Genomic DNA, 25,627 nt, shown 5'->3' with positions numbered 1-25,627 from the left:
GGACAAGGGTTCCCGCGTCACCAGCAGTGCAAGGTGAATGGCAGGTAGCGCGCACATATGCAGCGAACGGCGCTCGCCTTGCACTGCGGTTACCGCAAGTGGGACCATTTCTCCGTTCCCAATCGCCCAAGGTAGGTCCTCTGTGTCACAGCACATAGCCAAGCCCCGTACCACCGCAGTGATCCTGGCCGGTGGTACCGGCCAGCGCGTGGGTCTGTCGATCCCCAAGCAGCTGCTGAAGATCGCCGGCAAGGCAGTCATCGAGCACACCCTCACCACCTTCGAGAGGGCTGACTCGATCGACGACATCATCGTGCTGATGGCGCCTGGGTACGTGCCCGACATCGAGAAGATCGTCGCCAAGGCCGGCTTCACCAAGGTCAAGAAGATCATCGAGGGCGGCTCCACGCGGAACGAGACCACCGAGCGCGCCATCGAGGCGCTCGGCGAGGGCCTGGCCGAGGGCGAGGACCTGAACGTCCTCTTCCACGACGCCGTACGCCCCCTGCTGTCGCGGCGCGTCATCGACGACTGCGTGGTCGCGCTGGAGCGCTTCCAGGCCGTCGACGTCGCCATCCCGTCCGCGGACACCATCATCGTGACCCGCACGCACGGCGACGACGGCGAGTTCATCACCGAGATCCCGGACCGCGCCCGGCTGCGCCGCGGCCAGACCCCGCAGGCCTTCAAGCTGACGACGATCCGCCGCGCCTACGAGGTCGCCGCCGGTGACCCCAACTTCCAGGCCACGGACGACTGTTCGGTCGTGCTCAAGTACCTGCCGGACGTGCCGATCCACGTCGTCGCGGGCGACGAGTACAACATGAAGGTCACCCAGCCCGTCGACGTCTTCATCGCCGACAAGCTCTTCCAGCTCGCCTCCACCGCCACGCCCGAGCAGATGGACGAGGCGACCTACCGCGAGCTGCTCACCGGCAAGACGGTCGTGATCTTCGGCGGCTCCTACGGCATCGGCAAGGACATCGCCGCGCTCGCCGAGTCCTACGGCTCCAAGGTGTACGCGCTGGGCCGCTCCACCACCGGCACCCACGTGGAGAACCCGGAGGAGGTCGACGACGCGCTGTCCAAGGCGTACGCGGAGACCGGCCGGATCGACTACGTGGTGAACACCGCGGGCGTGCTGCGCATCGGCAAGCTTGCCGAGACCGACAACGCGACCATCGAGGAAGCGCTGAAGGTCAACTACCTGGCGCCGGTGCAGATCGCTCGTTCGGCGTACAAGTACCTGGCCGAGACCAAGGGCCAGCTGCTGCTGTACACCTCCAGCAGCTACACCCGGGGCCGCGCCGAGTACAGCCTCTACTCCTCGACCAAGGCCGCCATGGTGAACCTCACCCAGGCCCTGTCCGACGAGTGGGCCGGTGACTCCATCCGGGTCAACTGCGTCAACCCCGAGCGCACCGCGACGCCCATGCGCACCAAGGCCTTCGGCCAGGAGCCGACGGGCAGCCTGCTGTCCTCCGAGGCCGTCGCGCGCACCTCGCTCGACGTGCTGCTGTCCGAGCTGACCGGGCACGTCATCGACGTCCGCCAGCAGGACCCGACGGCGGGCGCGGCGCAGGCCTCCGGGTTCGAGGCGGCGCTGGCCTCGGTGCTCGACCGCCAGGACGGCGTGTAATAATTGGCGCCAATTCTTCTTCGTCGGTAATTCAGGCCTCTGAGATTGCTCGTTAACCGAGCGTTCGCAGAGGCCTGAATCCGTACCTCTGGCGAATTACTACCGAATTACCACAAACCCTGCGCACCCCCAGACCAAACGGCACTCCCTCGCAGAGCAGGTTCTCAGTGATATCCACCGCTATTCGCGTCGCCCGGGTCGGCAGCGCGGCCGAGCTGGCCGCGGCGGCCCTGATGATGCTCGGCTACCCCGCCCTCATGCTGGCCGCGCTCGTCCCGAACGTGTACGCCTTCGCGGCAGCCGCCGCCGTGACGTACCTGGCGGACCACTATCTGCACCGCAAGGGCAGCTACCTCGTCAACCGGCTCAGCAAGGTCCGCGCCGGCCTGTCGATCCGCTTCCTGATCAGGCAGCTCCTGCTGATCCTGCTGCTGGCCCGCATGGACCTCGCGGACAACCTGATCTACTACGGCGCCATAGCGTGCTTCATCGCGTTCTACGGGCTCCAGGCCCCGCACGGCGCGCTGGTCACGCTGATCCGCAACCGCCGCCGGATGCCGGTCGCCACCCGCAACGTCGACCTCAAGTCGCGCATCCGCATCCCGGACGCCCCGCCGCCCGGCCTGCTGAACCGCTCGGCCGAGAAGATGCTCCACATCGACCTCGCGGCCGTCGTCGGCATCCTGGTCTCCTGCGCCGTGGACAACTCCGTCGCCGGCTTCGTCGGCATCGGCATCACCCTGCTCCTGGGCTCCCTCTACGTCCTCGCGCTGGTGCCGTACGTCCGCGGCAGCAAGATCCCGCCGAACGCGGAAAAGGTGCTGGCCGCCGTCGACGAGTGGCTGCGCGAGTACCGGCCCGAGACGGTGCTGTACTTCTCGGGCTCCAAGGACTCCACGTACCAGCTCAACATGTGGCTGGAGACGATGGAGGAGCTGGACTCCAAGCCGCTGATCCTGCTGCGCGAGCGGGTCATACTGCAGAGCCTGGCGCCCACCACGGTCCCCGTCATCTGCGTGCCCGGCGGTGTGCACCTGATGAACATGGACCTGAACACCGTGCGCGTCGCGCTGTACGCGGCGAACGTCGGCAAGAACATCCACCTGCTGCGCGTGCCCACCATGAAGCACGTCTTCATCGGCCACGGCGACAGCGACAAGCTGGCCAGCGTCAACCCGTTCAGCAAGGTCTACGACGAGGTGTGGACCGCGGGCCGGGCCGGCCGCGACCGCTACGCCATCGCCGACGTCGGCGTCCGCGACGAGGACATCGTGGAGGTCGGCCGCCCGCAGCTGGCGCCGATCGAGACCCGGCAGGGCGCGGTGGGCGACCGTATGCCCACCGTCCTGTACGCGCCCACCTGGGAAGGCTGGGACGGCGACCCCGGCAACACCTCCCTCGTGCTGGCCGGCGAGAACATCGTGAAGAAGCTGATCAAGGCCGACCCGCCGGTCCGCGTCCTGTACAAGCCGCACCCCTTCACCGGCACCGTCTCCGCCGCGGCCGGCGCCGCGCACCGGCGCATCACGGCCCTGGTCGAGAAGGCCGCCGTCCAGCGCACCGCCGACTCCCGCTTCACCGCCGACGCGGCCGAGCAGGAGCGGGCCACGGCCGACCTGGCCCGTATCGAGGCCCGGATCGCCGAGCTGTCCGGCACCGGCGGCGAGAAGGGCGACGAGGCCGAGGCCACCCGCGACGGCGTGGTCGACGTCGAGAAGCACGCGGAGGTCGCCCGGCTGCGCGCCGAGTGGAACGACGCCTACTGGCGCTCCTTCGGCAGCTTCGAGCACCGGGTCGTCACGGGCGCCGAGCCGCGTCTGTACGACTGCTTCAACGTGTCCGACGCGATGGTCTCCGACATCTCCAGCGTGGTCTCCGACTTCATCGCGAGCGGCAAGCCGTACGCGGTCACGGACTCCGCCGAGCTGGGCGTGGAGGAGTTCAAGCGGCAGAACACCGCGGTGCGCGCGGCCGTGATCCTCTCCAACAAGGCCGCCGAGCTGGGCGAGCTGCTGGCCGCGGTCCGTGACCCGGCCGCCGACAAGCTGGCGGCGGACCGCAAGGAGCTCAAGCAGTACCTGCTCGGCCCGGACGAGCCGACCTCCATCGAGCAGTTCAACACCGCGGTGGCGGACCTGGCCCTCAAGGCCGGCACCCGCAACCTCGGCCAGGAGTCCCACAACGCGGCCGGTGTCCCCGGCGCCGACGAGCTGTCCGACCAGCTCTCCCCGGCCCAGCCGGTGCCGGCCGCCGGAGAGGCGGACGGCGCCCCCCGCTGACGCCCGCACCGCACATCGACGACTGCGCCACGGTCATGTGACCTGAGTCACGAATGCACCACCGAGAGACAACCGCTACCGAGCCGTATCCATCTAGTAGGTAGCGAATATGTCCCATCGGGGGAAATGCTCGGTGAATCAGGGGGAAACGTGACCGTGGCGCAGCCTGATGTGAGCGTGGTCATCGGGGCGTACGAAGCGATGCCGTACCTGGAGGAGTGCCTGGCCTCCGTCGAGGCGCAGAGCATCGACCCGGCGCGCGTCGAGGTCATCGCGGTCGACGACGGTTCTGCCGACGGCACGGGGGAGTGCCTGGAGGCCTTCGCGGCCCGGGCACCGATGCCGGTCACCGTGATCCGGCAGGACAACTCCGGCGGCCCCAGCGGCCCGCGCAACGTGGGTCTCGGCAAGGCCGCCGGGCGCTACGTCTTCTTCCTCGACGCGGACGACCGGCTCGGTACCGAGGCGCTGGAGCGGATGGTCGCGGCGGCCGACCGCAACCGCACGGACGTGGTGCTGGGCCGGGTCGAGGGCGTCAACCGCAAGCCGCCGCAGACGATGTGGGACCGGTCCTTCGACCGCACCGACGTCTTCTCCTCCAACATCAAGTTCACGCTGAGCGCGCAGAAGCTGTTCCGCCGGGATTTCCTGGAGCGGCACGGCATGCGCTTCGACGAGTCGCTGTGGACCGGTGAGGACGCGCTGTTCACCATGGAGGCGTATCTGCGGGCGGACGGCGTCTCCGTGATCGCCGACTACACCTGCTACTACCTGGTGGGCCGCGAGGACGGCAAGCACGTGACGAAGACCGGGAGTTACATCCTGCGCTTCGACTCCGCGCGCGCCCTGATGAACCTGATCGCCGAGCACGTGCCCCCGGGGGAGCGACGCGACGCGCTGCTGGTCCGCCCCTTCCTGGTGACGCTGCTCCCGCAGTTCGGCCCCAAGTACCTGAGGAACAGCGAGAAGGCCAGGCGGCACAAGTTCGAGCTGGCGAAGCCGCTGATCGAGGAGTACTGGAGCGAGGGCATCGCCGCCCGGCTCCGGGTCGAGGAGCGCCTCAGACTGCACCTGGTGGCCGAGCAGCGGCCTGAACTCCTCCTGCCGGTCATCGAGTTCGTACGGGACGAACAGGAGGCGGCCAATCTCCTGGAGCACAAGGGCCACCACCTCTACTTCGCCTACCCGTACTTCCGTGACGCGGAGGTGGGCATACCCGACTGGATATACCTGGCCGCCCCGCGCGAGGCCCGCGGCTTCCCCGGCTACCGCGAGCACTCCGTCGGCTCCGTGCTGAAGCGGGCGGCCAAGAAGGCCCGCAGGGTGCTCGCCACGCCGAGCGGGACGGCCCCGGCCGTATAGCGACGGCAACGGCCGTACAGCCAGGGGCTGTACGGCCGTATCGGCTGCTGTCGCGACTTCTACTTGCCCGACTGCAGTGCCCGGCGGATCGGGCGGGCCACCACGCGGCGGGCCCGGCGGTAGACGGACGGGGTCGCGACCGCCTTCGGCGCCGCCGCCTTGGCCGCCTTCGCCGCGCCGCGGGCCAGGTCGCGCTTCAACTGGGCGTTGTCCAGGGACAGTTCGGTGATACGGCTCTGCAGCCAGCCGAACCGGGTCGTCAGCGAGGAGACGTCCGCGTCGTTCCAGGGGCGGATGCCGGCCGGGAAGGTCAGCTCCTTCATGCGGGCGTCGTAGGCCGCGCCACCGTCGCCGTGTGTGAACGTGTTCTCCAGGCCGTTGCGGTCCAGGAAGGACGTGAACCGCTCGAAGCGCTCGTGATGGTTGCCGACCAGGCCGCTGAAGTCGGCCTCCGCGTACAGCGCGGCCGGGTCCGCTGCCTCGGGATTCTCGCGCAGCTCGTCGATCCGGCGGTGCGGGATCTCGAAGTACCGGCACAGCTCCAGCGTCCGCGAGTCGCTGCACAGCACCGTGGCGGGCGTGCCCGCGAGCAGCGCCGCGATGTTGCCGTGGATGCGGGAGCCGAAGGAGAAGTCGTAGTCGCGCAGGTCGTCGATCCAGGTGATCGGGTCGATGTAGACGCGCGCCTTGTCCTCCCGGTACATCGGGTGGTCGGGGTGCGTCGGCATCGCGGTCACCGTCGCGTTCGGGTGGGACAGGTCCCGCCAGTGCAGCTGCTGCGCGTCGCTGAGGTTCTGGCCGATGAAGGTCAGGTGCGGATAGCGGGCGTGGGCGCGGGCGATGACCTTGTCCAGGCCCTGCTTCTGCACCGCGCTGTGCGAGCCGTTGACCGCGATCCGGGACGCGGCGGTGAGCTCCGACGCCCCCTTCTGCACGGTCAGTTCCTTGCCGTACATGAACAGCGAGGGGCAGCCGATCAGTTCGACGTCCTGGAAGCCCAGGTCGCGCAGGTACGTCTCGGTGAACTCGCCGCGCACCCCGATCGAGGCGCTGCGGTCGAGGACGGCGGAGACGAAGCCGCGCACCGTCTCCTCCATCGGCTTCAGCCGCGCCGCGTTGTAGTTCAGGCCCGCCTGTGCGCCGATGCCCAGCACCACGACCGGGATCTTCAGCCGGGATATCAGCCGGGTCAGCCGCTGCAACTGGGGCTCGAAGGAGGGCCGGAACGCGTTGGCGAGGGGCACGACGAAGGCGTCGTACTCCTCGTTGATGCGGTCCGCCGCCGCGATGTCGGTCCGGATCCCGTTCGAGACCACCTCGGTGTCCGGCGTCTGAAGGATCTTGTGGGAGGCGTCGCTGAAGATCAGGTTGCCCGAGTTTGTGGCGAAGACGTCTTGGTGGAGGGCCTGTTCGACCGGCACGACGTCGTACGGGCTCTTGCCCGACCTGAGGAGTATGCGCTTCACGCGGCGAACTGTAGGTGGCACAGAGTTCAACTTATGTTTGTGTCGCCTTTAATTTCTATAAGCAACCAGTGCAACCTTTTTGCCGTAAGCGGGGCGTGAGGATGCCGTTACTCGACGGTGTCCGGGGACTGGAATGCCGCGCGGCGGGAAGCCCCGTTCGCGTAGATTGCCGGGCGGTGCAGCCCGAGCGTGCGAGGGGACGGAAGAGCAAGGTGGCAGGGGCAAGGCAGGCCGTGGCGCAAGCCCGCAGGATCGTCGTCAAGGTGGGCTCCTCGTCGCTGACCACCGCGGCGGGCGGCCTGGACGCCGACCGGGTGGACGCGCTCGTCGACGTCCTCGCCAAGAGCCGCGGCGGAGGGGAGCGCGAGGTCGTCCTCGTCTCCTCCGGTGCCATCGCCGCCGGCCTGGCCCCGCTGGGCCTGCGCCGCCGCCCCCGGGACCTGGCCCGCCAGCAGGCCGCCGCCAGCGTCGGCCAGGGCCTCCTGGTCGCCCGCTACACCGCCTCCTTCGCCCGCTACGGCGTCCGCGTCGGACAGGTCCTGCTCACCAGCGACGACATGAGCCGCCGCGCCCACCACCGCAACGCCTCCCGCACCCTCGACAAGCTGCTCGCGATGGGCGCGCTCCCCGTCGTCAACGAGAACGACACCGTCGCCACCGACGAGATCCGCTTCGGCGACAACGACCGCCTCGCCGCCCTCGTCGCCCACCTCGTCCACGCCGACCTCCTGGTCCTGCTCTCCGACGTCGACGGCGTCTACGACGGCGACCCCAGCAGGCCCGGCACCTCGCGGATAGCGGAGGTACGCGGACCCGAGGACCTCGCGCACGTCGAGATCGGCAGCTCCGGCAAGGCCGGGGTCGGCACCGGCGGCATGGTCACCAAGGTCGAGGCCGCCCGGATCGCCGCCGCCGCCGGCATCCCCGTGGTGCTGACCAGCGCGGTGCACGCGGCCGAGGCGCTCTCCGGCCGCGACACCGGCACCTACTTCCACGCCACCGGCAAGCGCTCCGCCGACCGGCTGCTGTGGCTCCAGCACGCCTCCACCCCGCAGGGCTCGATCACCCTGGACGACGGCGCGGTACGGGCGGTCGTGGAGCGGCGCACCTCGCTGCTGCCGGCCGGGATCGCCTCCGTCGAGGGCGAGTTCAGCGCCGGCGACCCGGTCGAGCTGCGCGACGGCACCGGGCGCGCGGTGGCCCGGGGGCTCGTCAACTTCGACGCCAAGGAGATCCCCCAGTTGATCGGACGTTCGACGCGGGAGCTCGCGCGCGAGTTGGGTGCCGCGTACGAGCGGGAGGTCGTACACAGGGACGACCTCGTCGTCCTGCACCCGTAATTGGGCCGAAACGTCCGCCCCCCGGTGGTGGACGTTCCGCAAAAGTGCCACGCGGCGGCCCCCGGCCTGCTCAACTTTGTCTCAGGGACACAATCCGCGCGAGCACCGCTCGACCTTTGGTGAAGGAGGCCGTCGTGAGACGAGTGCGCCCCGGGGCCGCCTCCCGCGCGACCGGCGAGGAGCGGGCCCTGACCAGCGTCGCGGCCGGCGAGCGGTACGCGGAGCCGGCGGACCTGCCGCGCCTGTGGCACATCACCCTCAGCGTCTCCGGCGACGAGACCCCGCTCACCGAGGTGCGCCGGGGCCTGGAACAGCTGGCCCACGACCATCCCTTCCTGCTGACCAGCCGCTACGCCAACGACCACGCGGAGATCCGCTACTGGGAGGAGGCGCGCGACCTGCACGACGCGGCCGCCGTCGCGCTGCGCCTGTGGGGCGAGCACCGCCAGACCGCCAAGCTGCCGCCCTGGGAGATCGTCGGCCTGGAGGTCATCGACCGCCAGACCTACCACCAGCGCCTGGCCGAGGGATACGGCCCACCGCCCGCGAGCCCGGTGGGGGTTCACCCCTTTTGAACCCGTCTCGGGGTGTGGAATACACGCTGGACGCACCCGTCCGGAGCACTACGCTGCGGGCATGACCACGCTTTCGCCGTACGACTCCATGTCCCCGGTCACCCGGGCCGCCTACCGCGCCAAATCCGCCGCCGCCGACCTCGCCCCGCTGCCGCGCGCGGTGAAGGACGACGCGCTGCTCGCCGTCGCGGACGCGTTGGAGGTCCGCACGAGCGAGATCGTCGAGGCCAACGCCAAGGACATCGCCAAGGCCCGGGCGGCCGGCACCAGCGAGGCGGTCATCGACCGGCTGACGCTCACCCCGGAGCGGGTGCGCGCCATCGCCTCCGACGTACGCGACGTCGTCGCGCTGCCCGACCCGGTCGGCGAGGTCGTCCGCGGCTCGACCCTGCCCAACGGCATCGACCTGCGCCAGGTCCGCGTCCCGCTCGGGGTCGTCGGCATCATCTACGAGGCCCGCCCGAACGTGACGGTCGACGCCGCCGCCCTCTGCCTGAAGTCCGGCAACGCGGTCCTGCTGCGCGGCTCGGCCTCCGCCTACGAGTCGAACACCGCCCTCGTGCGGGTGCTGCGGGACGCCGTGGGCGGCGCCGGACTGCCCGCCGACGCCGTGCAGCTGGTGCCCGGCGAGAGCCGCGAGAGCGTGCGCGAGCTGATGCGCGCCCGCGGCCTGGTCGACGTGCTCATCCCGCGCGGCGGCGCCTCCCTGATCCAGACCGTCGTCGCCGAGTCCACGGTCCCCGTGATCGAGACCGGCGTCGGCAACTGCCACGTCTACGTCGACGCCCACGCCGACCTCGACATGGCCGTCGACATCCTGATCAACTCCAAGGCCCAGCGGCCCAGCGTCTGCAACGCCGCCGAGACCCTCCTGGTCCACCAGGACATCGCCGCCGAGTTCCTGCCGCGGGCCCTGGACGCCCTCGCCGAGGCCGGGGTGACCGTGCACGCCGACCCGCGGGTGCTGGCGTACGCGAAGGACTCCGAGGCGACCGTCGTCGAGGCCACCTTGGAGGACTGGGACACCGAGTACCTCTCCTACGACATCGCCGCCGCCGTGGTGGACTCCCTCGACAAGGCCGTCGAGCACATCCGGCTGTGGAGCTCAGGGCACACCGAGGCCATCGTCACCACCTCCCAGCAGGCCGCCCGCCGTTTCACCCAGCTGGTCGACTCCACCACGGTCGCCGTGAACGCCTCCACGCGCTTCACCGACGGCGGCCAGTTCGGCTTCGGCGCGGAGATCGGCATCTCCACCCAGAAGCTGCACGCCCGGGGCCCCATGGGCCTGCCGGAGCTGACCAGCACCAAGTACATCGTCACCGGCGACGGCCACATCCGGCGCTGACCCCCGGCCGACGGGGCGTCTCAGCAGGCGGATGAATTTCCATACCGTCTGCCCAAATTGACCCCCCAGGTCTACTCTGGAGAGGTGCCGGAGGACGTGGGGGGCACGCCGTTCCCTGACGGCTGGGAGCCCGACGACGACCACGACCGCGGAATGTCGGACGAAGAGTTCGCATCCGTGGTCTTCGACGAGGCCTTCGTACGAGCGGCCGTGGTGCACGAGCCGACCGCCGTCGAACGCCTGCTGGCCGCTGCCCAGGCGAGAGCAGAGGCCTCCGAGGCGGAAGCCCGCCGGACGCACGGCACGGGCGAGCGCTACGAGGACGGGTACGGCGCCGGCGGCCGCACCGGTTTCGGCCAAGATCCCGAACTCGACGACCTGGACGACACCGACGACACCGAGGGCTGGGCACGTCGCTACGGCGCCCCGGGGACGTACGGCAAACAGGTCCGCTGGCATCGTCCCGTCGCCTGGATGCTCGCCCTCGTGATGGGCATCGGCATGGTCGCGCTGGCCTTCTCGGCGGTCTACCGGGGTGCCTCCTCGGGCGGCAGCCGCGACCGGGTGCCGGCGCCCGCCTCGACCGGTCTGGAGCAGGGCAGCGCACCGCCGCCGTCCGCCTCCGCCGACTACTCCCAGCCAGCCGTCTCGGTGATCCCGCGCACGCCCTGAGCGGTCCCCGGCCGTCGGTGTGCGGTCCTGGTGAGAACCTGTCAGAAGTTGTCGCACATCAGGGCGTTTACCTGAGCCTCCTGAGACCTACCCTGAAGATATGGGCGGGCCTGGAAACCCACCTGAGGGGACTCCCGAGGGCGGCCCCGGAGGTGGTGAGGACGAGTACCGATCCGTCGTCTTCGACGAATCGTTCGTCCGTGCTGCCCGGCTCCAGGAGTTCTCCGCGCAGGAGCGCATCGCCGACCACGCGCCCGCCGTCCGCCGCCGCCCGCCACTGCGCCGGGGCCTGTCCCGGCAGGCGCTGGCCCTGGTCCTGCTGATCGCCGTGGCCTTCGGCACCGCGATCTACATGGGCGTACGGCATCCCTACCAGTCACCCGCGACCGCGCAGCCCGTCGAGCCCCTGCGGATGACCGTCATCCCGCTCGCCCCGCAGAGCGAGGTGCCCGGAGCGGCCGATGCCGAGTCGCTGTACGCGCACAGCCCCGCCGCGCAGTACCTGGTCGGCGCCGAGGGAATCCCGCTGCCCGCCTCGCGGCGCACCGCGCACTTCTCGGACAGCCAGGTCGTCACCGCGCTGACCACGGCCAAGGACTACCTCGTACGGTCCTCGCTCTACCCCGACGTGATCAGCGGGCAGGACGTCCGCCCTGTACGGGTCATCCTCGACGGCGCCCAACTCGACCAGTTCGACCAGAGTTTCGAGCACCCGACCGCCGACGGGCGGCACGCGCCCACCGGATGGCTGGTTCGCTTCGACGCGCGCGAGGCGCAGCTCGCCGACCGGAAGATCCGGGTCCAGGGCACGCTCCAGGCCGCCGAGACGGACTCCTCCACCCTTGAGGTCACCGCCGACCACACCTTCGTCTACGCGCTGCGGCCGGCCGGCGCCGACGCCAAGACCCCGGCCTCGCTCTTCACCGTCCGGCGCGAGCTGCAGTTCCGCTTCGACCGCGACGATCTGCGCCTGCACCAGGCCCAGTTGGTCGTCTCCTACGTCCAGGCCGGCCCGCTGTCCTGCACCGAGGACTCGACCAACCACCTCCACCCGCTGCTGGCCGGCGAGACGGCGAAGGCGGGCGGCCCGGCGGGCACGGACCCGTACGCCACGGGCAGCGCGACGGCGCTGTGCGGGACGCTGGCGACGAGCGCGCAGCCCAAAATCTGAGAGCCGGCGGGGCATACGCCTCGCCGGCCCTGAAGCTCTCGGTTCCGCCCTCTGTCAGTCGCCGTCCCGCGGCGGGGTGTCCTTCGGGGGCTGCTCCGTGGGAGGGGTGTCGGTGGGCGGCCCGTCCGCCGAGCCGTTCTCCCCCGGGGTCGAGTTCCCGAAGCCGCCGAAGCCTCGGCGGACCCGGCCGCCCAGGTCGCCGGCGCCGCCCGCGATGTCGCTGACGAGCTTCATCAGCGGGTCCTTGGAGCTCTTCACATTGCTCGCGTAACTCGCGGCGGACTCGCGGAAGGAGTCCGTGACCGAGGTGTTCTTGTCCTCGTCGCGGCGCGGGTAGTGCCCGTCCATCAGCCGCTGGAAGTCGCGGGACTCGGCCCACTTCTTCAGCTCGGCCGCGCGGACCGTGGTGAAGGGGTGGGTGCGCGGCAGCACGTTCAGGATCTTCAGCACGGAGTCGCGCAGGTCGCCCCCGGCCTCGTACTCCTCGGCCTGCTTCAGGAAGGCGTCCACGTTCATCTCGTGCAGGTGGTTGCCGCCCGCGATCTTCATCAGGCCGCGCATCGAGGCCGTCACGTCCTGGCCGACCAGCAGGCCCGCCCGGTCCGCCGACAGCTCCGACTTGCGGAACCACTCGCGCAGCGCCGTCACGATCGCCATGATCGCCACGTTGCCCAGCGGGATCCACGCGACCCGGAGCGCAAGGCTGGTCAGGAACAGCAGGATCGTGCGGTACACCGAGTGCCCGGACAGCGCGTGGCCCACCTCGTGGCCGACGACCGCCCGCATCTCCTCCTCGTCGAGCAGCTCGACCAGGCCGGTGGTGACGACGATGATCGGCTCGTCCAGGCCGATGCACATCGCGTTGGGCTGCGGGTCCTGGCTGACGTACATCGGCGGGACCTTCTCCAGGTCCAGGATGTAACACGCGTCCCGCAGCATGTCGTTGAGGTGGGCGAACTGCTGGTCCGACACCCGCACGGAGTCGGACAGGAACAGCAGCCTGAGACTGCGCTCGGGCAGCAGCCCGCTGAGCGCCTTGAAGACCGTGTCGAAACCGCTGAGCTTGCGCAGCGCCACCAGGGCGGAGCGGTCGGCCGGGTGCTCGTACGCACGCGAGGAGATACCCGGGAAACGCCTGCGCTGCCTGCTCGGCACGTTCTCGTGTCCGTTGTGCTCGTGGCTGTCGTCGGACATGTCTTCCCCCAGCTGCCTGTGAGTGGCCCTTTGCTGACCCTTGTGCGGTCCTTTGCGCCCCCGAAGCCGGTCCCAGCCTAGGCGGAGTTACGGTGGACGGGCACTACACCGAAGGAGTCCCCGCATGCCGCACAACCCCCCGGCCGCCTGGCTCACCGAGGCCGCGAACGCGGCCGAGCAGCAAGGGGCCGGGAATCTGCTCCGGGTCGTACTGATCGTGATGATGCTGGGCTGTGTGCTGACCGCGTGGTTCCTGCTGCGTGGCTACAAGCGGAAAGACGACTGAGAACCCTCCGGAGTTCCCCTTCGGTCCCCGCGGACTTCCCCAACGGCGGAGTCGGCGTGATCGCCGCGCGGCCGCCCGCTTACCATGGGCCCGACGTCTCTGTCCGCCCACACCGGATTGGTCCTGCCGAAGATGAGCTTCCACAGCACCGCAGCCCAGTTGGCCACCCTCGCAGCCGAGGGCGAGGAGCACGGCGGCAACCACGAGAGCCTCAGCCCCTACGTGACCGGCGGCGGCGCCTTCCTCCTCCTGCTGCTCCTGCTGTGGATCACCACCCGCTTCAACCGTGACCGCTGAGCTGCCGGACGGGATCCTCAGGCCGGGCCGGTAGGGTCTGCAGGCATGGGAGAGCAGGACATGCCTACCGGTCCCGGCAACGCGCCGTCGAACCCCGGCAAGCGCCGCCTCGGCGTCATGGGCGGAACGTTCGACCCGATCCACCACGGGCACCTCGTGGCGGCCAGTGAGGTCGTCGCGCAGTTCGCCCTGGACGAGGTGGTGTTCGTCCCGACCGGCCAGCCGTGGCAGAAGACCCACCGCGACGTGTCCCCGGCCGAGGACCGCTATCTGATGACCGTCATCGCGACGGCGGAGAACCCCCAGTTCTCGGTGAGCCGTATCGACATCGACCGCGGCGGCCCGACCTACACCGTGGACACCCTGCGCGACCTGCGCGCGCTCAACCCGGACGCGGACCTCTTCTTCATCACCGGCGCCGACGCCCTGGGCCAGATCCTCACCTGGCGCGACTCGGAGGAGCTGTTCTCCCTCGCGCACTTCATCGGCTGCACCCGGCCCGGGCACCAGCTGACGGACCGTGGACTCCCCGAGGGTGGTGTCTCTCTCGTGGAGGTTCCCGCGCTCGCCATCTCCTCGACGGACTGTCGTGCGAGAGTCGCCAAGGGAGACCCCATCTGGTACATGGTGCCGGACGGAGTCGTGCGCTACATCGACAAGCGCGAGCTGTACGGCGGCGAGTGAGCCGAGAGGGGCACCGGTGAACGACCGATACGACCCGGGGTACGGGGGCGACCAGTACGAACTCGTCGGCTACGACGAGTACGGACAGCCCGTGTACCGCCAGGTCACGCCGCAACAGCAGGCTCCGCAGCAGCCGTACGACCCGTACGCGCAGCAGCAGGGCTACGGCTACGACCCGTACGCGACGGGCCAGCAGGGTCAGGTGGACCAGACCGGCCAGACCGGCCAGACGGGCCAGCAGTCTGCCGCGCCGTCGTACGACCCGTACGGCACCGGCCAGCAGCCCGTCACGCCGTCCTACGACACCTACGGCGGCGGCGCCTCCTACGACCCCTACGGCCGGGCGGCGACCAGTGGGCAGCAGCCGCGGACCGCCGAGCAGACCGCCTACATCCCGCAGCAGGCGGGCCCGCCGGAGGCGGACGAGGAGACCGAGGGCCCCGCGCGGGCCGACCGGGACTACCGCACCGAGCAGTTCGCGTTCGTGGAGGAGCCCGACGGCAACTCCGAGGACGTCATCGACTGGCTCAACTTCACCGAGAACCGCACCGAGCGCCGCGAGGAGGCCAAGCGCCGCGCCCACAGCCGGCTGGTCGCCCTGGTCGTGGTCCTCGCCGTGGTCGTGGCCGGCGGGGTCGGCTACCTCTGGTACGCCGGGAAGCTGCCCGGTCTGTCCGAGTCGGACGACACGAAGACCGGCACGGCGACGTCGGTGGCCGCCCAGAAGCGGGACGTCATCGTCGTACACCTGCACAACACCAAGAAGGGCGGCACCTCCACGGCGCTGCTCGTCGACAACACCACCACCAAAGAGGGCACCACCGTCCTGCTGCCCAACTCCCTGTCCGTGACGGACGACGACGGCAACTCGACCACGCTCGCCAAGTCCGTCGACGGCGACGGCTCCTCCGGCACCCGGGACGCGCTCGACACGGTCCTGGGCACCGACATCGAGGGCACCTGGCGGCTGGACACCCCCTACCTGCAGAACCTCGTCGACATGGTCGGCAACATCGACGTCGACACCAACGCCGACGTCCCCGACCCGGCCGCCACCAAGAAGGGCACCGCGCCGCTCGTCAACAAGGGCAAGGACCAGACCCTCACCGGCACCATGGCCGTCGCCTACGCCACCTACCGCGGCACCGACGAGGCCCAGAACGCCCAGCTGGAGCGGTTCGGGCAGGTCATGCAGGGCGTACTGCGCAAGGTCTCCTCGGACGCGGGGGCCGCGACGGTCACCGTGCAGACGCTGGCGCAGATCCTCGACCCCTCGCTCACCGACAAGGACCTCGGCACCTTCCTCGCCAAGCTGTCCGACCTCGCCAAGAGCGGCGACTACAAGACCGCGCTGCTGCCCGTCCAGAACGACGGCACGCTGAGCGCCCAGACCAGCGCCAGCGTCGTCAAGGACGTCCTCGGGGGCAGCGCCAAGAGCCCCGACCAGGGCTCGGCGGTGCGGGTGTCCGTGCAGAACGCCAGCGGCGTCAAGGGCAACACCGAGAAGGCCCGGGTCGTCCTCCTCAACGGCGGCTTCACGTTCCTGGAGGGCGGCACCCCGGCGGGCACCCAGGCCGCCACCAAGGTCGTCTACGCCGACGCCGCCGACAAGGACAACGCCACCGAGGTCGCCAAGACCCTCGGCCTGTCCACCTCGGCGGTCGGCAAGGGCGACGCCTCCGCGAGCGCGGACGTCACGGTGATCCTGGGGCAGGACTACAAGCCGTCGTCGGCCGACGGGACCTAGCAAAGGGCGTGGTGCCCCGCGTGATCCAACAATCACGTGGGGTACCCCCGGCGGTCCGTGAGACCCTTGGGGTCAAGTGCCCGCCGACCGAAAGCCACGTAGTGACCGCCACGGACCGCTCCACCGAGCTCATCACCGCCGCCGCTCAGGCGGCCGCCGACAAGCTCGCGCACGACATCATCGCCTACGACGTCAGCGACGTGCTGTCGATCACGGACGCCTTCCTGCTGGCCTCCGCGCCCAACGACCGCCAGGTCAAGTCGATCGTCGACGAGATCGAGGAGCGGCTCAACAAGGAGCTCGGCGCCAAGCCGGTGCGCCGCGAGGGGGACCGCGACGCCCGCTGGATCCTGCTGGACTACGTCGACATCGTCGTCCACGTGCAGCACAGCGAGGAGCGTGTCTTCTACGCTCTGGAGCGGCTGTGGAAGGACTGCCCCGAGCTGAAGCTGCCGGCCGACGCCGAGGCCACCCGCGGCAAGGCCGCGGAGCACGCCAAGGTGCGCGCCGCCGAGGAGGCGGCCGACCAGGGCGGTGACTGGTGATGAGCGCCACAGGTGAGGTCGCCGCGGGCCGTCCCGGCCGGGGCCGCCGCGTCATCCTGTGGCGGCACGGCCAGACCTCCTGGAACGTGGAGCGCCGCTTCCAGGGCACCACGGACGTCCCGCTCACCGAGACCGGCGTCTCGCAGGCCCGTCGTGCCGCCCGGCTGCTCGCCTCGCTGAACCCCGACGCGATCGTGGCCTCCGACCTCCAGCGCGCCGCGAACACGGCGGCCGAGCTCGTCGAGCTCACCGGCCTGGAGGTCACCCACGACGAGGGGCTGCGCGAGACCTACGCGGGCGTCTGGCAGGGGCTGACCCACGAAGAGATCATCGGGCGGCACGGCGAGGAGTACGCGGCGTGGAAGCGCGGCGAGCCGGTCCGTCGCGGTGGCGGTGAACTGGAGTCCGAGGTCGCCGACCGGGCCGCCCCCGTCGTGCTGAAGCACGCCGAGAAGCTGCCCGACAACGGCACGCTCGTCGTGGTCAGCCACGGCGGCACGATCCGCACCACCATCGGCCGCCTGCTCGGCCTGGAGTCCCACCACTGGGAGAGCCTCGGCGGCCTCTCCAACTGCTGCTGGTCCGTCCTCGGCGAGGGCGCCCGCGGCTGGCGGCTGATGGAGCACAACGCCGGCACGCTGCCGGAACCGGTGCTCGGCGACGACGACTGACGCCCTGCCGGACCCCCTGGCACCGGATTTCACTTTCCGGCAGGTCGCAGGCTAAAGTTCTTCTTGTTCGCCCCGCCGGTCGGGGAGGACGCGAGGGGCTATAGCTCAGTTGGTAGAGCGCCTGCATGGCATGCAGGAGGTCAGGAGTTCAATTCTCCTTAGCTCCACAGGAGACGATCCGACAAGATCCCGTCCCCCGCGAGGGGGGCGGGATTTTTCGTCACCGCTCTCTTGAGCGCTTCGAGGTCCGCAGGCGTATACCTCTTTGAGAGGGCGCCCCGGGTGAGCCGTGTCCGGACTGGTACTGAGGCGTCGCTGACCGTATAGGTCCGGCCGTGGCAGAATCAAACGGCCGGAAGGGGTCGCGGCCCGACGGGAGGGAGCAGTGATGCCTGCGAGCATCCTCAGGGAGGTCGGCCACCTCCTTGATGCAGCATCGACACGGGACACGGTCACCCGGCTCAGCTGCCCTTCCTGTGGTTCCGCGCATGTCGCGCAAGTCCTCGGCGACAATGGCGGAATCTCCTACGTGTGCACGGCCTGCGGCCACAGCTGGAGCTGATCGATGGGTGCACACAGGCGAAAGTGCGACTGGTGCGGCAGTGGGACGCCGATCGTCCGCGACATGGAACCGGTCAATCCCGACTACCAGTACTGGTGCGAGGAGTGCGCGCGGGCGCTGATCATAAAGGGCGACCCGATCGAGACGTACCGCGAACTGGAGGGCGAGCCGATCTACGGCCGTCTTCTGGAGGAGCACTGCACGCTCAAGCGGTTCTACTCGTTCGTCACGGCTTGACGTCGGCCGGGACTCCCCAGGGAGGTCCCGGCGAGAACGAGGAAGGCGCAACCGGCTGCCCCGTAGAGGGCCGACAACATCAACTCGATGCCGCCCTGGTGCAGTTCGGGCCGCCCGAGCCCGTGCGGCACGCACCACACCCAGTGGTGCGACCAGGACACCGGGCTCACCAGCAGCGCGGTCACCGCGCAGGCGGCCACCGCCCACTCCCGTCGCCCGCGCAGGGCCTGGTTCGTGGTCTCCTCGGCATGCCCCACCCGCCCCGTCTCGAACAGCGCGCGGCTGCAGAACTGCCAGGAGTCGTACGGCAGTACAGCCGCCGCGAGCAGCGTCGCGCCGGCGAACGAGAGGGCCGCCCCGCGCGCGTGCCGCAGCCAGGGGCCCCCGCCGCCGTGCCGCAGGCGGGCCACGAGACCGGCGGCGAGCAGGAACGCCGCGACGAACAGCGCGGGCGTCAGCTTGATCGCCGTCGCGAGACCGATGCCGAGCCCGGCCGTGCGGTCCCCGGAACGCCGTGACAGATCCCACAGCACCAGGACGGCGAGCAGCAGGTTGACCTGTCCGTAGCGCAGGGTCGTCCACACCGGCTCGCACCAGACGGCGAGCGCGGACACCCACCAGACGCTCTCCACGCGCGTGTGCCCGACGAGCCGCAGCGAGAGCCGTACGAACGCCACCAGGAGGACGAGGTTCGCGGCGGTCGCCAGGGTGCGCAGGCCGGCCGTGTCGAGCAGCGTCAGCGGGGTGAACGGCAGGGCCGCGAACGGCGGGTACGTGGTGGGCGGTTGCGCCGCGGTCGTGCGCAGCGCGTACAGGTCGCCGCCCGCGCGCACGGTGGCCCCCTCCGCGCGCTACACCATGAGGTCGATCATCGACACGTGCGCGGCCCGCTGGGCGAGCCGGAACGCGGTGAAGGAGACCGCGCAGACGCCCAGGGCGGGCGGCACCCGGCGCCGGATTCCGGAGAACGCGATCACGGTCACGGTCACGAAGGGCGACATTAGCCCTCGTACGCTCCCGTACCCGTGCGGAACGGAAACGATTTGGTGCTCCACCCGGTCCACCGTGTAATGTTGGCGCCGCCGCCAGGGACACCCGGGTGGAACATCGCGGAACATCGCATGGGGCTATAGCTCAGTTGGTAGAGCGCCTGCATGGCATGCAGGAGGTCAGGAGTTCAATTCTCCTTAGCTCCACAGAAGTTGGACATTTTCCCAGCAGTTGAACGCAGAGGGCGGGCCATCCGATCGGATGGCCCGCCCTTTTGCGTGTCAGCGGCCGAGGGCGCGGCGGCCGCGGCCCTGGGAGAGGACCGGGAGGTTGCGGGCGGGTGCCTGCGGACGGGTGTCCTCCTCGATGCGCAGGGCGAGCGCCGGGCAGCGGCGCACCGCGCGCAGCGCCTTCGCCTCCGCGTACTGCGGCACCTTCGCCTGGGCGACCGTGGGGAAGCCGTCGGCGCCGAGCTGGAACACCTCGGGGAGGATGTCCGCGCACAGGCCGTGGCCCCGGCACAGCGTCCAGTCGACGTAGATCTTCTGCCGGCTGCCGCCGCTGTCCTCTCCGGCGTCCGCGCCGCCGGTGATGCCCGCGGGTGTCCTGCCTCCCTCGAAGAGCGGCAGAACGCCCTCCACGGGCCGTCCGCAGCCGTTCCCGAGGACGTGTGCCGCGAGGTCGTCGGTGAACGCCTTGATGGTCGACTCCAGGAACATCGCGGAGCCGTCGGGGTGGGAGCAGGCGCCGCGCCGTTTCACGTTCTTGGCGACCTGCTTGAGCGCTTCCAGGGCGGCCGGGCCGCCGCCGTTGATGATGTCCTCCATGCCGCGCGCGGCGGCGGGCAGGCCGAGGTAGCAGGGACCGCACTGTCCCGCGCTCTCCTCCGCCAGCCACTGCGCCACGCGCAGCGACTCGCCCAGCGGACAGGTCTCCTGGGTGATCGGCAGGATCGCGCCGGCACCGAGCGCACCGCCCACCGCGTCCAGGGAGTTGCGGGAGACGATCGCCTCGTTGACCGTCGCCGCGTCGATCCACTTGCCGTGGTAGCCGCCCGTCAGCACACCCTGCGGCACCGGCGGGGCGCCGGCCAACTGCAGGACGTAGCGCAGCGGTACGCCCGTGGGGACCTCGATCACCATCGGGCGCGCGACCGCGCCGGAGACCGTCAGCATGACGGTGCCCGGCTCGTCGTACAGACCGGTGTTGCCGTAGCGCTCCGGGCCGATACGGGCGGCGATCGCCAACTGGGCGAACGTCTCGGCGTTGGAGAGCAGGGTCGGGGCGCCGCCGACGCCGTTCTGCGAGGCGCTCACCTTGCGGCCGGGCGGGATCGCCGGACCGCCGTCGATCGAGCGGATCAGCGACGCGGCGGCGCCGGTGACCATGCGGACCGGGTTGCGCTGGACGAACGCCTTGAGCGCGGAGCGACGGCTGTTGCTCAGGCCGCGTTCGGCGAGCGCGGCCTCCATCGAGCGCTGCGTCGACTCCCGGGTGACCCCCACCACGAGCGTGCGGGCGCCCAGGGCCTCGGCGACCAACAGGGCGCCGTCCAGGATGAGGTGCGGGGCACGGTTGATGAGCACCGTGTCCTTGCGGCAGGCCGGCTCGTCCTCACTGCCGTTGACGACGACGACCGGCCGTACGCCGCGCTTGATCGCCGTTTCGGCGACCGAGCGCAGCTTCTTGTGGAAGGGGAAGCCCGCGCCGCCGCGGCCCTTCAGGTTGATGTTCTCGGCGAGCTTCGCGAGTTGCTCGCCGCCCAGGGGTTCGAGCGGGCCGTGCACCTTGAGGTGCATGGGCAGGTCGAGTCGTTCGACAAGGTCGAAGCCTGACGTGAGTTGGGGAAGCCCGACCACGCGGACTTCTGGTACGTCGGGCAGGGCCTCGTTCACCTATAGCCTCCGGAAGGCGTGTTCCAAGGTTCGCCCGATCCCGGCGCGTCGAATGACGAGCCGGGTGATGGTTCATTGGCGGGACCGCTGTTGTACGTGTCGTCCGGGTTATACGTGCCATAGGCACCAGTTGACTCACCGGTGTTGTACGCATCACTTCCGCCGTACCCGGGGTTGCCCGGATTGCCATAGGTCGGGATGTTGTATCCCGTGTCCTGGAACGGGTCGTATGCCGACGGGGGCGCCTCACCGAGCGGCGGCGGGGTCGGGACGGGCCAACTGCCCGAGGCGTTCGTGCCGTTGTCGACCCGCTGGAACGACCCCGTGTCCTGCACGTCCATGGGCAGGTTCATGCGGGCGGTCTGGTCGAAGGGCTGCTGGCCGGTCTGCGGGGGCGTGACGGCCCGGTAGGCGGCCGCGAAACCGCCGGTGGACTCCGGGCTCATGGTGCGCGACGGGGCGTCGTAGTAGGAGGGGGACGGGCGGTTCGCCGGGTCGGTGGGCGACGCCATCGGCGCCCTCGTGTTCTCGTAGCCCGGCAGTGCGGAGCCGGAGCGGGAGCCTGCGGAGGTCTCCGCCATCCGGGCCCGGCTCGCTTCGAGTTCCTCGCGCCCGGGCCGCTCCTCTGTACCGAGGACGGCCATGATCCGGTCGGTGACCTTGCGCTTGACCGGCCGTGGCGCCGCGCGCAGCGCCAGTGCCGCGATGACGGCGATCAGGCAGAGGCTGTACATGATCGTGAACTGGGACTTCGCCGCGCGACCCGCGTAGAGGCCGTGCACCAGCGAGAGGCCCCAGGCCGGGTACGCCAGCATGTGCATCGCGCGCCAGCGGGCCGCGACCGGGGCCGGGGCCGCGAAGTTGCTGCGCAGGGCGCCGGTGACGCCCACGAAGATCATCAGCAGGCCGGCCAGCGAGCCCATGCCGATCAGTCCGGCGCTTCCGGTGACGCCGAGCGAGAACGGGACGAGCGCGGCGATCAACTGGGTGTGGTCCAGCGCGATCTTCGTGGTGATGTGCAGCAGCAGGAACGCGATCGAGGCGACCGAGGTCGTCCGGTGCACCGCCTGCCCGATGATGCGTTGGCGCGTGTTCAGCAGGATCCGGTCCTGGGCGACCAGGCCCCAGATCACCGAACAGCTGAGCGAGACGAGGCACAGCACTCCCGCGCCGAAGTTCAGGAAGTCGCGGAAGCGGTCACCTCCCACCAGCACGATCACGGGTATGAGGAGCAGGACGAGAGCGGACGCCACCCCATAGGCCGACCGGCCTGGCTTGGGGAGCGAGCTGTTACTACGACGAGCGTTCATGGGGGCAACTCCGAGCAGTTCGGGAAAGCGGTCCCGCTGCCGCACTCTAAGTGGAGCCATACCGATCGGTACGAGGTTTGAGTTATTGCGTTGTTATAAAAGGCCACGCGCCTGTTGTGATGTCCCTTAGCATCTGTTACGCGAAGTAACCGTTGGCCATAGATCAGTTTCAACCGTGCGGCGGTCGTGTCTACAAGCCATACGGAAGCGCGTCGCGGCGTGCTCAAGTGCTGCGGTACTCTGACCGCATGCGTGCCGTACGCCTTCTGCTTAGCGGGCCGCGCTGATCAGTCCCGACCGCCACAACCGGCAGGTCGGCATCGGCGTGGCATCCCCTCCTGTGCGAGGGGATTTTTCATTTGGTGGATGTAACAGCCTGGACGATACAGCCGCCGGCAGAGACGATCGATGGAGCTTTGAGGATCATGAGCGAGACGAACCCCGCTGCCGCCTCCGAGGTGGCGGCGCCGCACCGCTACACGGCTGCCATGGCCGTTGACATCGAAGCACGCTGGCAGGACTTCTGGGACGCCGAGGGCACGTACGCGGCGCCGAACCCCAAGGGTGACCTGGCCGGAGACCCGGCGATCGTCGCGCGGCCCAAGAAGTTCATCATGGACATGTTCCCGTATCCCTCCGGTGCGGGCCTGCACGTCGGCCACCCGCTGGGCTACATCGCGACCGACGTCTTCGCCCGCTTCCAGCGCATGACCGGGCACAACGTCCTGCACACCCTGGGCTTCGACGCCTTCGGCCTGCCCGCCGAGCAGTACGCGGTGCAGACCGGCACGCACCCGCGCGTGTCCACCGAGTCCAACATCCAGAACATGAAGTCCCAGCTGCGCCGGCTGGGCCTGGGCCACGACAGGCGCCGGTCGTTCGCCACGATCGACCCCGAGTACTACAAGTGGACCCAGTGGATCTTCCTGCAGATCTTCAACTCCTGGTACGACACCGAGGCGGACCGGGCCCGGCCGATCGCCGAGCTGATCGCCCAGTTCGAGACCGGGGAGCGTGCGGTACCCGGCGCAGACGGCACCACGCGCGCGTGGCAGGAGCTGAGCGGCGCCGAGCGCGCCGACGTCCTGGGCGAGTACCGCCTGGCGTACGCCTCGGACGCGCCGGTCAACTGGTGCCCCGGTCTGGGCACCGTGCTGGCCAACGAGGAGGTCACCGCCGACGGCCGCTCCGAGCGCGGCAACTTCCCGGTCTTCAAGGCCAAGCTGCGCCAGTGGAACATGCGGATCACGTCGTACGCCGACCGGCTGCTGGACGACCTGACCGAGCTGGACTGGCCCGAGGCCATCAAGCTGCAGCAGCGCAACTGGATCGGCCGCTCCGAGGGCGCCCGCGTCGACTTCCCCGTCGACGGGGAGAACATCACCGTCTTCACCACGCGCCCCGACACCCTGTTCGGCGCGACCTACATGGTGCTGGCGCCCGAGCACCCGCTGGTCGACAAGTTCACGCCGGCCGCCTGGCCCCAGTCCACGCACGACGTGTGGACCGGCGGTCACGCCACCCCGACGGAGGCCGTCGCCGCGTACCGCGCGCAGGCCGGCGCCAAGTCCGACGTCGAGCGGCAGGCCGAGGCCAAGGACAAGACCGGTGTCTTCACCGGTGCGTTCGCGACCAACCCGGTCAACGGCGAGCGGCTGCCCGTCTTCATCGCCGACTACGTACTGATGGGCTACGGCACCGGCGCGATCATGGCCGTACCGGCGGGCGACCAGCGTGACTTCGACTTCGCGCGCGCCTTCGAGCTGCCGATCACCTGCATCGTCGAGCCGACCGACGGCCGCGGCACGGACACGTCGACGTGGGAGAACGCGTTCGGGTCGTACGACGCGAAGATCATCAACTCCTCGAACGACGAGGTCTCCCTGGACGGCCTGCCCGTCGCCGAGGCCAAGGCCCGCATCACGGAGTGGCTGGCCCGCAAGGGCATCGGCCAGGGCACCGTCAACTTCCGCCTGCGCGACTGGCTGTTCAGCCGCCAGCGCTACTGGGGCGAGCCCTTCCCGATCGTCTACGACGAGGACGGCACCGCCCGCGCCCTGCCCGAGTCGATGCTGCCGCTGGAGCTGCCCGAGGTCGAGGACTACTCGCCGCGCACCTTCGACCCGGACGACGCGAACACCTCCCCGGAGACGCCCCTGTCCCGCAACGCGGACTGGGTCAACGTCACCCTGGACCTGGGCGACGGCCCCAAGAAGTACCGCCGCGAGACCAACACCATGCCCAACTGGGCCGGTTCGTGCTGGTACGAGCTGCGCTACCTGGACCCGCACAACAGCGAGCAGCTGGTCGACCCGGAGATCGAGCGCTACTGGATGGGCCCGCGCGAGGGCCAGCCGCACGGGGGCGTCGACCTGTACGTCGGCGGCGCCGAACACGCCGTACTGCACCTGCTGTACGCCCGCTTCTGGTCCAAGGTGCTGTTCGACCTGGGGCACATCTCCTCGGCGGAGCCGTTCCACAAGCTGTACAACCAAGGCATGATCCAGGCCTTCGTCTACCGCGACAGCCGGGGCATCGCCGTGCCGGCCGCCGAGGTGGAGGAGCGCGACGGCGAGTACTACTACGCGGGCGAGAAGGTCTCCCGGCTGCTGGGCAAGATGGGCAAGTCCCTGAAGAACGCGGTCACTCCGGACGAGATCTGCGCCGAGTACGGCGCCGACACCCTGCGCCTGTACGAGATGGCGATGGGCCCGCTGGACGTCTCGCGGCCGTGGGACACGCGCGCGGTGGTGGGCCAGTTCCGGCTGCTGCAGCGGCTGTGGCGCAACATCGTCGACGAGGCGACCGGCGAGATCACCGTCACCGGCGCCGAGCCCGACGAGGAGACGCTGCGCGCCCTGCACAAGGCGATCGACGGGGTGCGCCACGACCTGGACGGCCTGCGCTTCAACACCGCCATCGCCAAGGTCACGGAGCTGAACAACCACCTGACCAAGTCGCGCGGTTCGCTGCCGCGCGCCATCGCCGAGCCGCTGGTACTGCTGGTCGCGCCGCTGGCCCCGCACATCGCCGAGGAGCTGTGGCGCCTGCTGGGCCACACCGAGTCTGTCGTCCACCAGGACTTCCCGGTCGCCGACCCGGCCTATGTCGTCGACGAGAGCGTGACCTGCGTCGTGCAGATCAGGGGCAAGGTCAAGGCACGCCTGGAGGTCTCCCCGTCCATCTCCGACGAGGAGCTGGAGAAGGTCGCGCTGGCCGACGAGAAGGTCGTCGCGGCGCTGGAGGGCGCGGGTATCCGCAAGGTGATCGTGCGGGCGCCGAAGCTGGTGAACATCGTTCCGGCGTAGCGCTCCGCGGTAGAAGGCGCAGCGCTCCGCGGTAGAAGCGGTGGGCGTG

General features: G+C 70.0%; 22 protein-coding genes and 2 tRNA genes. 18 read left to right on the top strand and 6 right to left on the bottom strand.

Annotation, left to right across the window (positions count from 1 at the left end):
- The first annotated feature begins 142 nt into the window (after positions 1–142).
- The 3 genes from M2283_RS14730 to M2283_RS14720 all read left to right on the top strand — a co-directional run bounded on the left by M2283_RS14730 (position 143) and on the right by M2283_RS14720 (position 5,280).
- Entirely contained in the window at positions 143–1,639 is a 1,497-nt protein-coding gene (locus tag M2283_RS14730) for a bifunctional cytidylyltransferase/SDR family oxidoreductase (protein ID WP_280876638.1), read from the top strand.
- Positions 1,640–1,806: 167 nt separating this feature from the next.
- Positions 1,807–3,918, top strand: a complete 2,112-nt coding sequence (locus M2283_RS14725; protein WP_280876637.1) for a hypothetical protein — start codon at positions 1,807–1,809, stop codon at positions 3,916–3,918.
- Positions 3,919–4,068: 150 nt separating this feature from the next.
- On the top strand, positions 4,069–5,280 hold the full coding sequence (locus M2283_RS14720) for a glycosyltransferase family 2 protein (protein ID WP_280876636.1): 1,212 nt from the start codon (positions 4,069–4,071) through the stop codon (positions 5,278–5,280).
- Between the two features lie 59 nt (positions 5,281–5,339).
- Here M2283_RS14720 and M2283_RS14715 read toward each other — a convergent pair whose 3' ends face one another.
- Positions 5,340–6,746 (bottom strand): polysaccharide pyruvyl transferase family protein, encoded by a 1,407-nt coding sequence (locus M2283_RS14715; protein WP_280876635.1) that lies wholly within the window; start codon positions 6,744–6,746, stop codon positions 5,340–5,342.
- 233 nt (positions 6,747–6,979) lie between these two features.
- Here M2283_RS14715 and proB point away from each other — a divergent pair, with 233 nt between their 5' ends.
- The 5 genes from proB to M2283_RS14690 all read left to right on the top strand — a co-directional run bounded on the left by proB (position 6,980) and on the right by M2283_RS14690 (position 11,852).
- A complete protein-coding gene (proB, locus tag M2283_RS14710; protein ID WP_280876634.1) occupies positions 6,980–8,086 on the top strand; it encodes a glutamate 5-kinase in 1,107 nt (368 codons plus the stop codon).
- Between the two features lie 134 nt (positions 8,087–8,220).
- Entirely contained in the window at positions 8,221–8,661 is a 441-nt protein-coding gene (locus M2283_RS14705) for a hypothetical protein (RefSeq protein WP_123999925.1), read from the top strand.
- Positions 8,662–8,722: 61 nt separating this feature from the next.
- Complete coding sequence (locus M2283_RS14700) at positions 8,723–10,009, top strand: glutamate-5-semialdehyde dehydrogenase (protein ID WP_280876633.1); 1,287 nt, start codon at positions 8,723–8,725, stop codon at positions 10,007–10,009.
- 57 nt (positions 10,010–10,066) lie between these two features.
- Complete coding sequence (locus M2283_RS14695) at positions 10,067–10,681, top strand: hypothetical protein (protein WP_432423076.1); 615 nt, start codon at positions 10,067–10,069, stop codon at positions 10,679–10,681.
- A gap of 100 nt (positions 10,682–10,781) precedes the next feature.
- Positions 10,782–11,852 (top strand): hypothetical protein, encoded by a 1,071-nt coding sequence (locus M2283_RS14690; RefSeq protein ID WP_280876631.1) that lies wholly within the window; start codon positions 10,782–10,784, stop codon positions 11,850–11,852.
- 54 nt (positions 11,853–11,906) lie between these two features.
- On the opposite strand, the gene M2283_RS14685 is transcribed toward M2283_RS14690, so the two are convergent.
- Complete coding sequence (locus tag M2283_RS14685) at positions 11,907–13,046, bottom strand: M48 family metallopeptidase (RefSeq protein WP_280876630.1); 1,140 nt, start codon at positions 13,044–13,046, stop codon at positions 11,907–11,909.
- Positions 13,047–13,170: 124 nt separating this feature from the next.
- Here M2283_RS14685 and M2283_RS14680 point away from each other — a divergent pair, with 124 nt between their 5' ends.
- From M2283_RS14680 to M2283_RS14645, 8 genes are all read left to right on the top strand, one after another.
- Positions 13,171–13,332 carry a hypothetical protein gene (locus tag M2283_RS14680; RefSeq protein ID WP_280876629.1) on the top strand — a complete coding sequence of 54 codons (162 nt, stop codon included), beginning with the start codon at positions 13,171–13,173 and terminating at the stop codon, positions 13,330–13,332.
- Between the two features lie 132 nt (positions 13,333–13,464).
- A complete protein-coding gene (locus M2283_RS14675) occupies positions 13,465–13,629 on the top strand; it encodes a hypothetical protein (protein ID WP_280876628.1) in 165 nt (54 codons plus the stop codon).
- A gap of 45 nt (positions 13,630–13,674) precedes the next feature.
- Entirely contained in the window at positions 13,675–14,313 is a 639-nt protein-coding gene (gene nadD / locus M2283_RS14670) for a nicotinate-nucleotide adenylyltransferase (RefSeq protein WP_280876627.1), read from the top strand.
- Positions 14,314–14,329: 16 nt separating this feature from the next.
- Positions 14,330–16,060, top strand: a complete 1,731-nt coding sequence (locus tag M2283_RS14665) for an LCP family protein (protein ID WP_280876626.1) — start codon at positions 14,330–14,332, stop codon at positions 16,058–16,060.
- Positions 16,061–16,161: 101 nt separating this feature from the next.
- Positions 16,162–16,605 (top strand): ribosome silencing factor, encoded by a 444-nt coding sequence (rsfS, locus tag M2283_RS14660; RefSeq protein WP_280876625.1) that lies wholly within the window; start codon positions 16,162–16,164, stop codon positions 16,603–16,605.
- The gene (locus M2283_RS14655; protein WP_280876624.1) at positions 16,605–17,276 is read left to right on the top strand and encodes a histidine phosphatase family protein; all 672 of its coding nucleotides are present in this window, start codon (positions 16,605–16,607) and stop codon (positions 17,274–17,276) included. Before rsfS ends, M2283_RS14655 begins: the two co-directional genes overlap by 1 nt.
- Before the next feature lie 94 nt (positions 17,277–17,370).
- Positions 17,371–17,443 (top strand) — tRNA-Ala (locus M2283_RS14650).
- Between the two features lie 398 nt (positions 17,444–17,841).
- Complete coding sequence (locus M2283_RS14645) at positions 17,842–18,075, top strand: hypothetical protein (protein WP_003976229.1); 234 nt, start codon at positions 17,842–17,844, stop codon at positions 18,073–18,075.
- Here M2283_RS14645 and M2283_RS14640 read toward each other — a convergent pair.
- A complete protein-coding gene (locus M2283_RS14640) occupies positions 18,054–18,908 on the bottom strand; it encodes a glycosyltransferase 87 family protein (protein WP_432423075.1) in 855 nt (284 codons plus the stop codon). The genes M2283_RS14645 and M2283_RS14640 overlap by 22 nt on opposite strands.
- Before the next feature lie 18 nt (positions 18,909–18,926).
- Positions 18,927–19,064, bottom strand: a complete 138-nt coding sequence (locus M2283_RS51925; protein WP_432423074.1) for a hypothetical protein — start codon at positions 19,062–19,064, stop codon at positions 18,927–18,929.
- A gap of 134 nt (positions 19,065–19,198) precedes the next feature.
- On the opposite strand from M2283_RS51925, the gene M2283_RS14635 reads away from it, so the two are divergent.
- Positions 19,199–19,271 (top strand) — tRNA-Ala (locus tag M2283_RS14635).
- 75 nt (positions 19,272–19,346) lie between these two features.
- Here M2283_RS14635 and M2283_RS14630 read toward each other — a convergent pair.
- Both M2283_RS14630 and M2283_RS14625 read right to left on the bottom strand, forming a co-directional pair.
- Complete coding sequence (locus M2283_RS14630; protein WP_280876623.1) at positions 19,347–20,960, bottom strand: NADH-quinone oxidoreductase subunit NuoF family protein; 1,614 nt, start codon at positions 20,958–20,960, stop codon at positions 19,347–19,349.
- A complete protein-coding gene (locus tag M2283_RS14625; protein WP_280876622.1) occupies positions 20,957–22,270 on the bottom strand; it encodes a cytochrome b/b6 domain-containing protein in 1,314 nt (437 codons plus the stop codon). Before M2283_RS14625 ends, M2283_RS14630 begins: the two co-directional genes overlap by 4 nt.
- Positions 22,271–22,695: 425 nt before the next feature.
- Here M2283_RS14625 and leuS point away from each other — a divergent pair, with 425 nt between their 5' ends.
- Positions 22,696–25,578, top strand: a complete 2,883-nt coding sequence (gene leuS / locus M2283_RS14620) for a leucine--tRNA ligase (protein WP_280876621.1) — start codon at positions 22,696–22,698, stop codon at positions 25,576–25,578.
- The last annotated feature ends 49 nt before the right edge of the window (positions 25,579–25,627 follow it).

It is taken from the genome of Streptomyces pseudovenezuelae (assembly GCF_029892565.1).
GTDB classification, from domain to species: domain Bacteria; phylum Actinomycetota; class Actinomycetes; order Streptomycetales; family Streptomycetaceae; genus Streptomyces; species Streptomyces pseudovenezuelae_A.
Note: the sequence above shows the minus strand (reverse complement) of the source record. Positions and strands in the feature narration are given on the sequence as shown.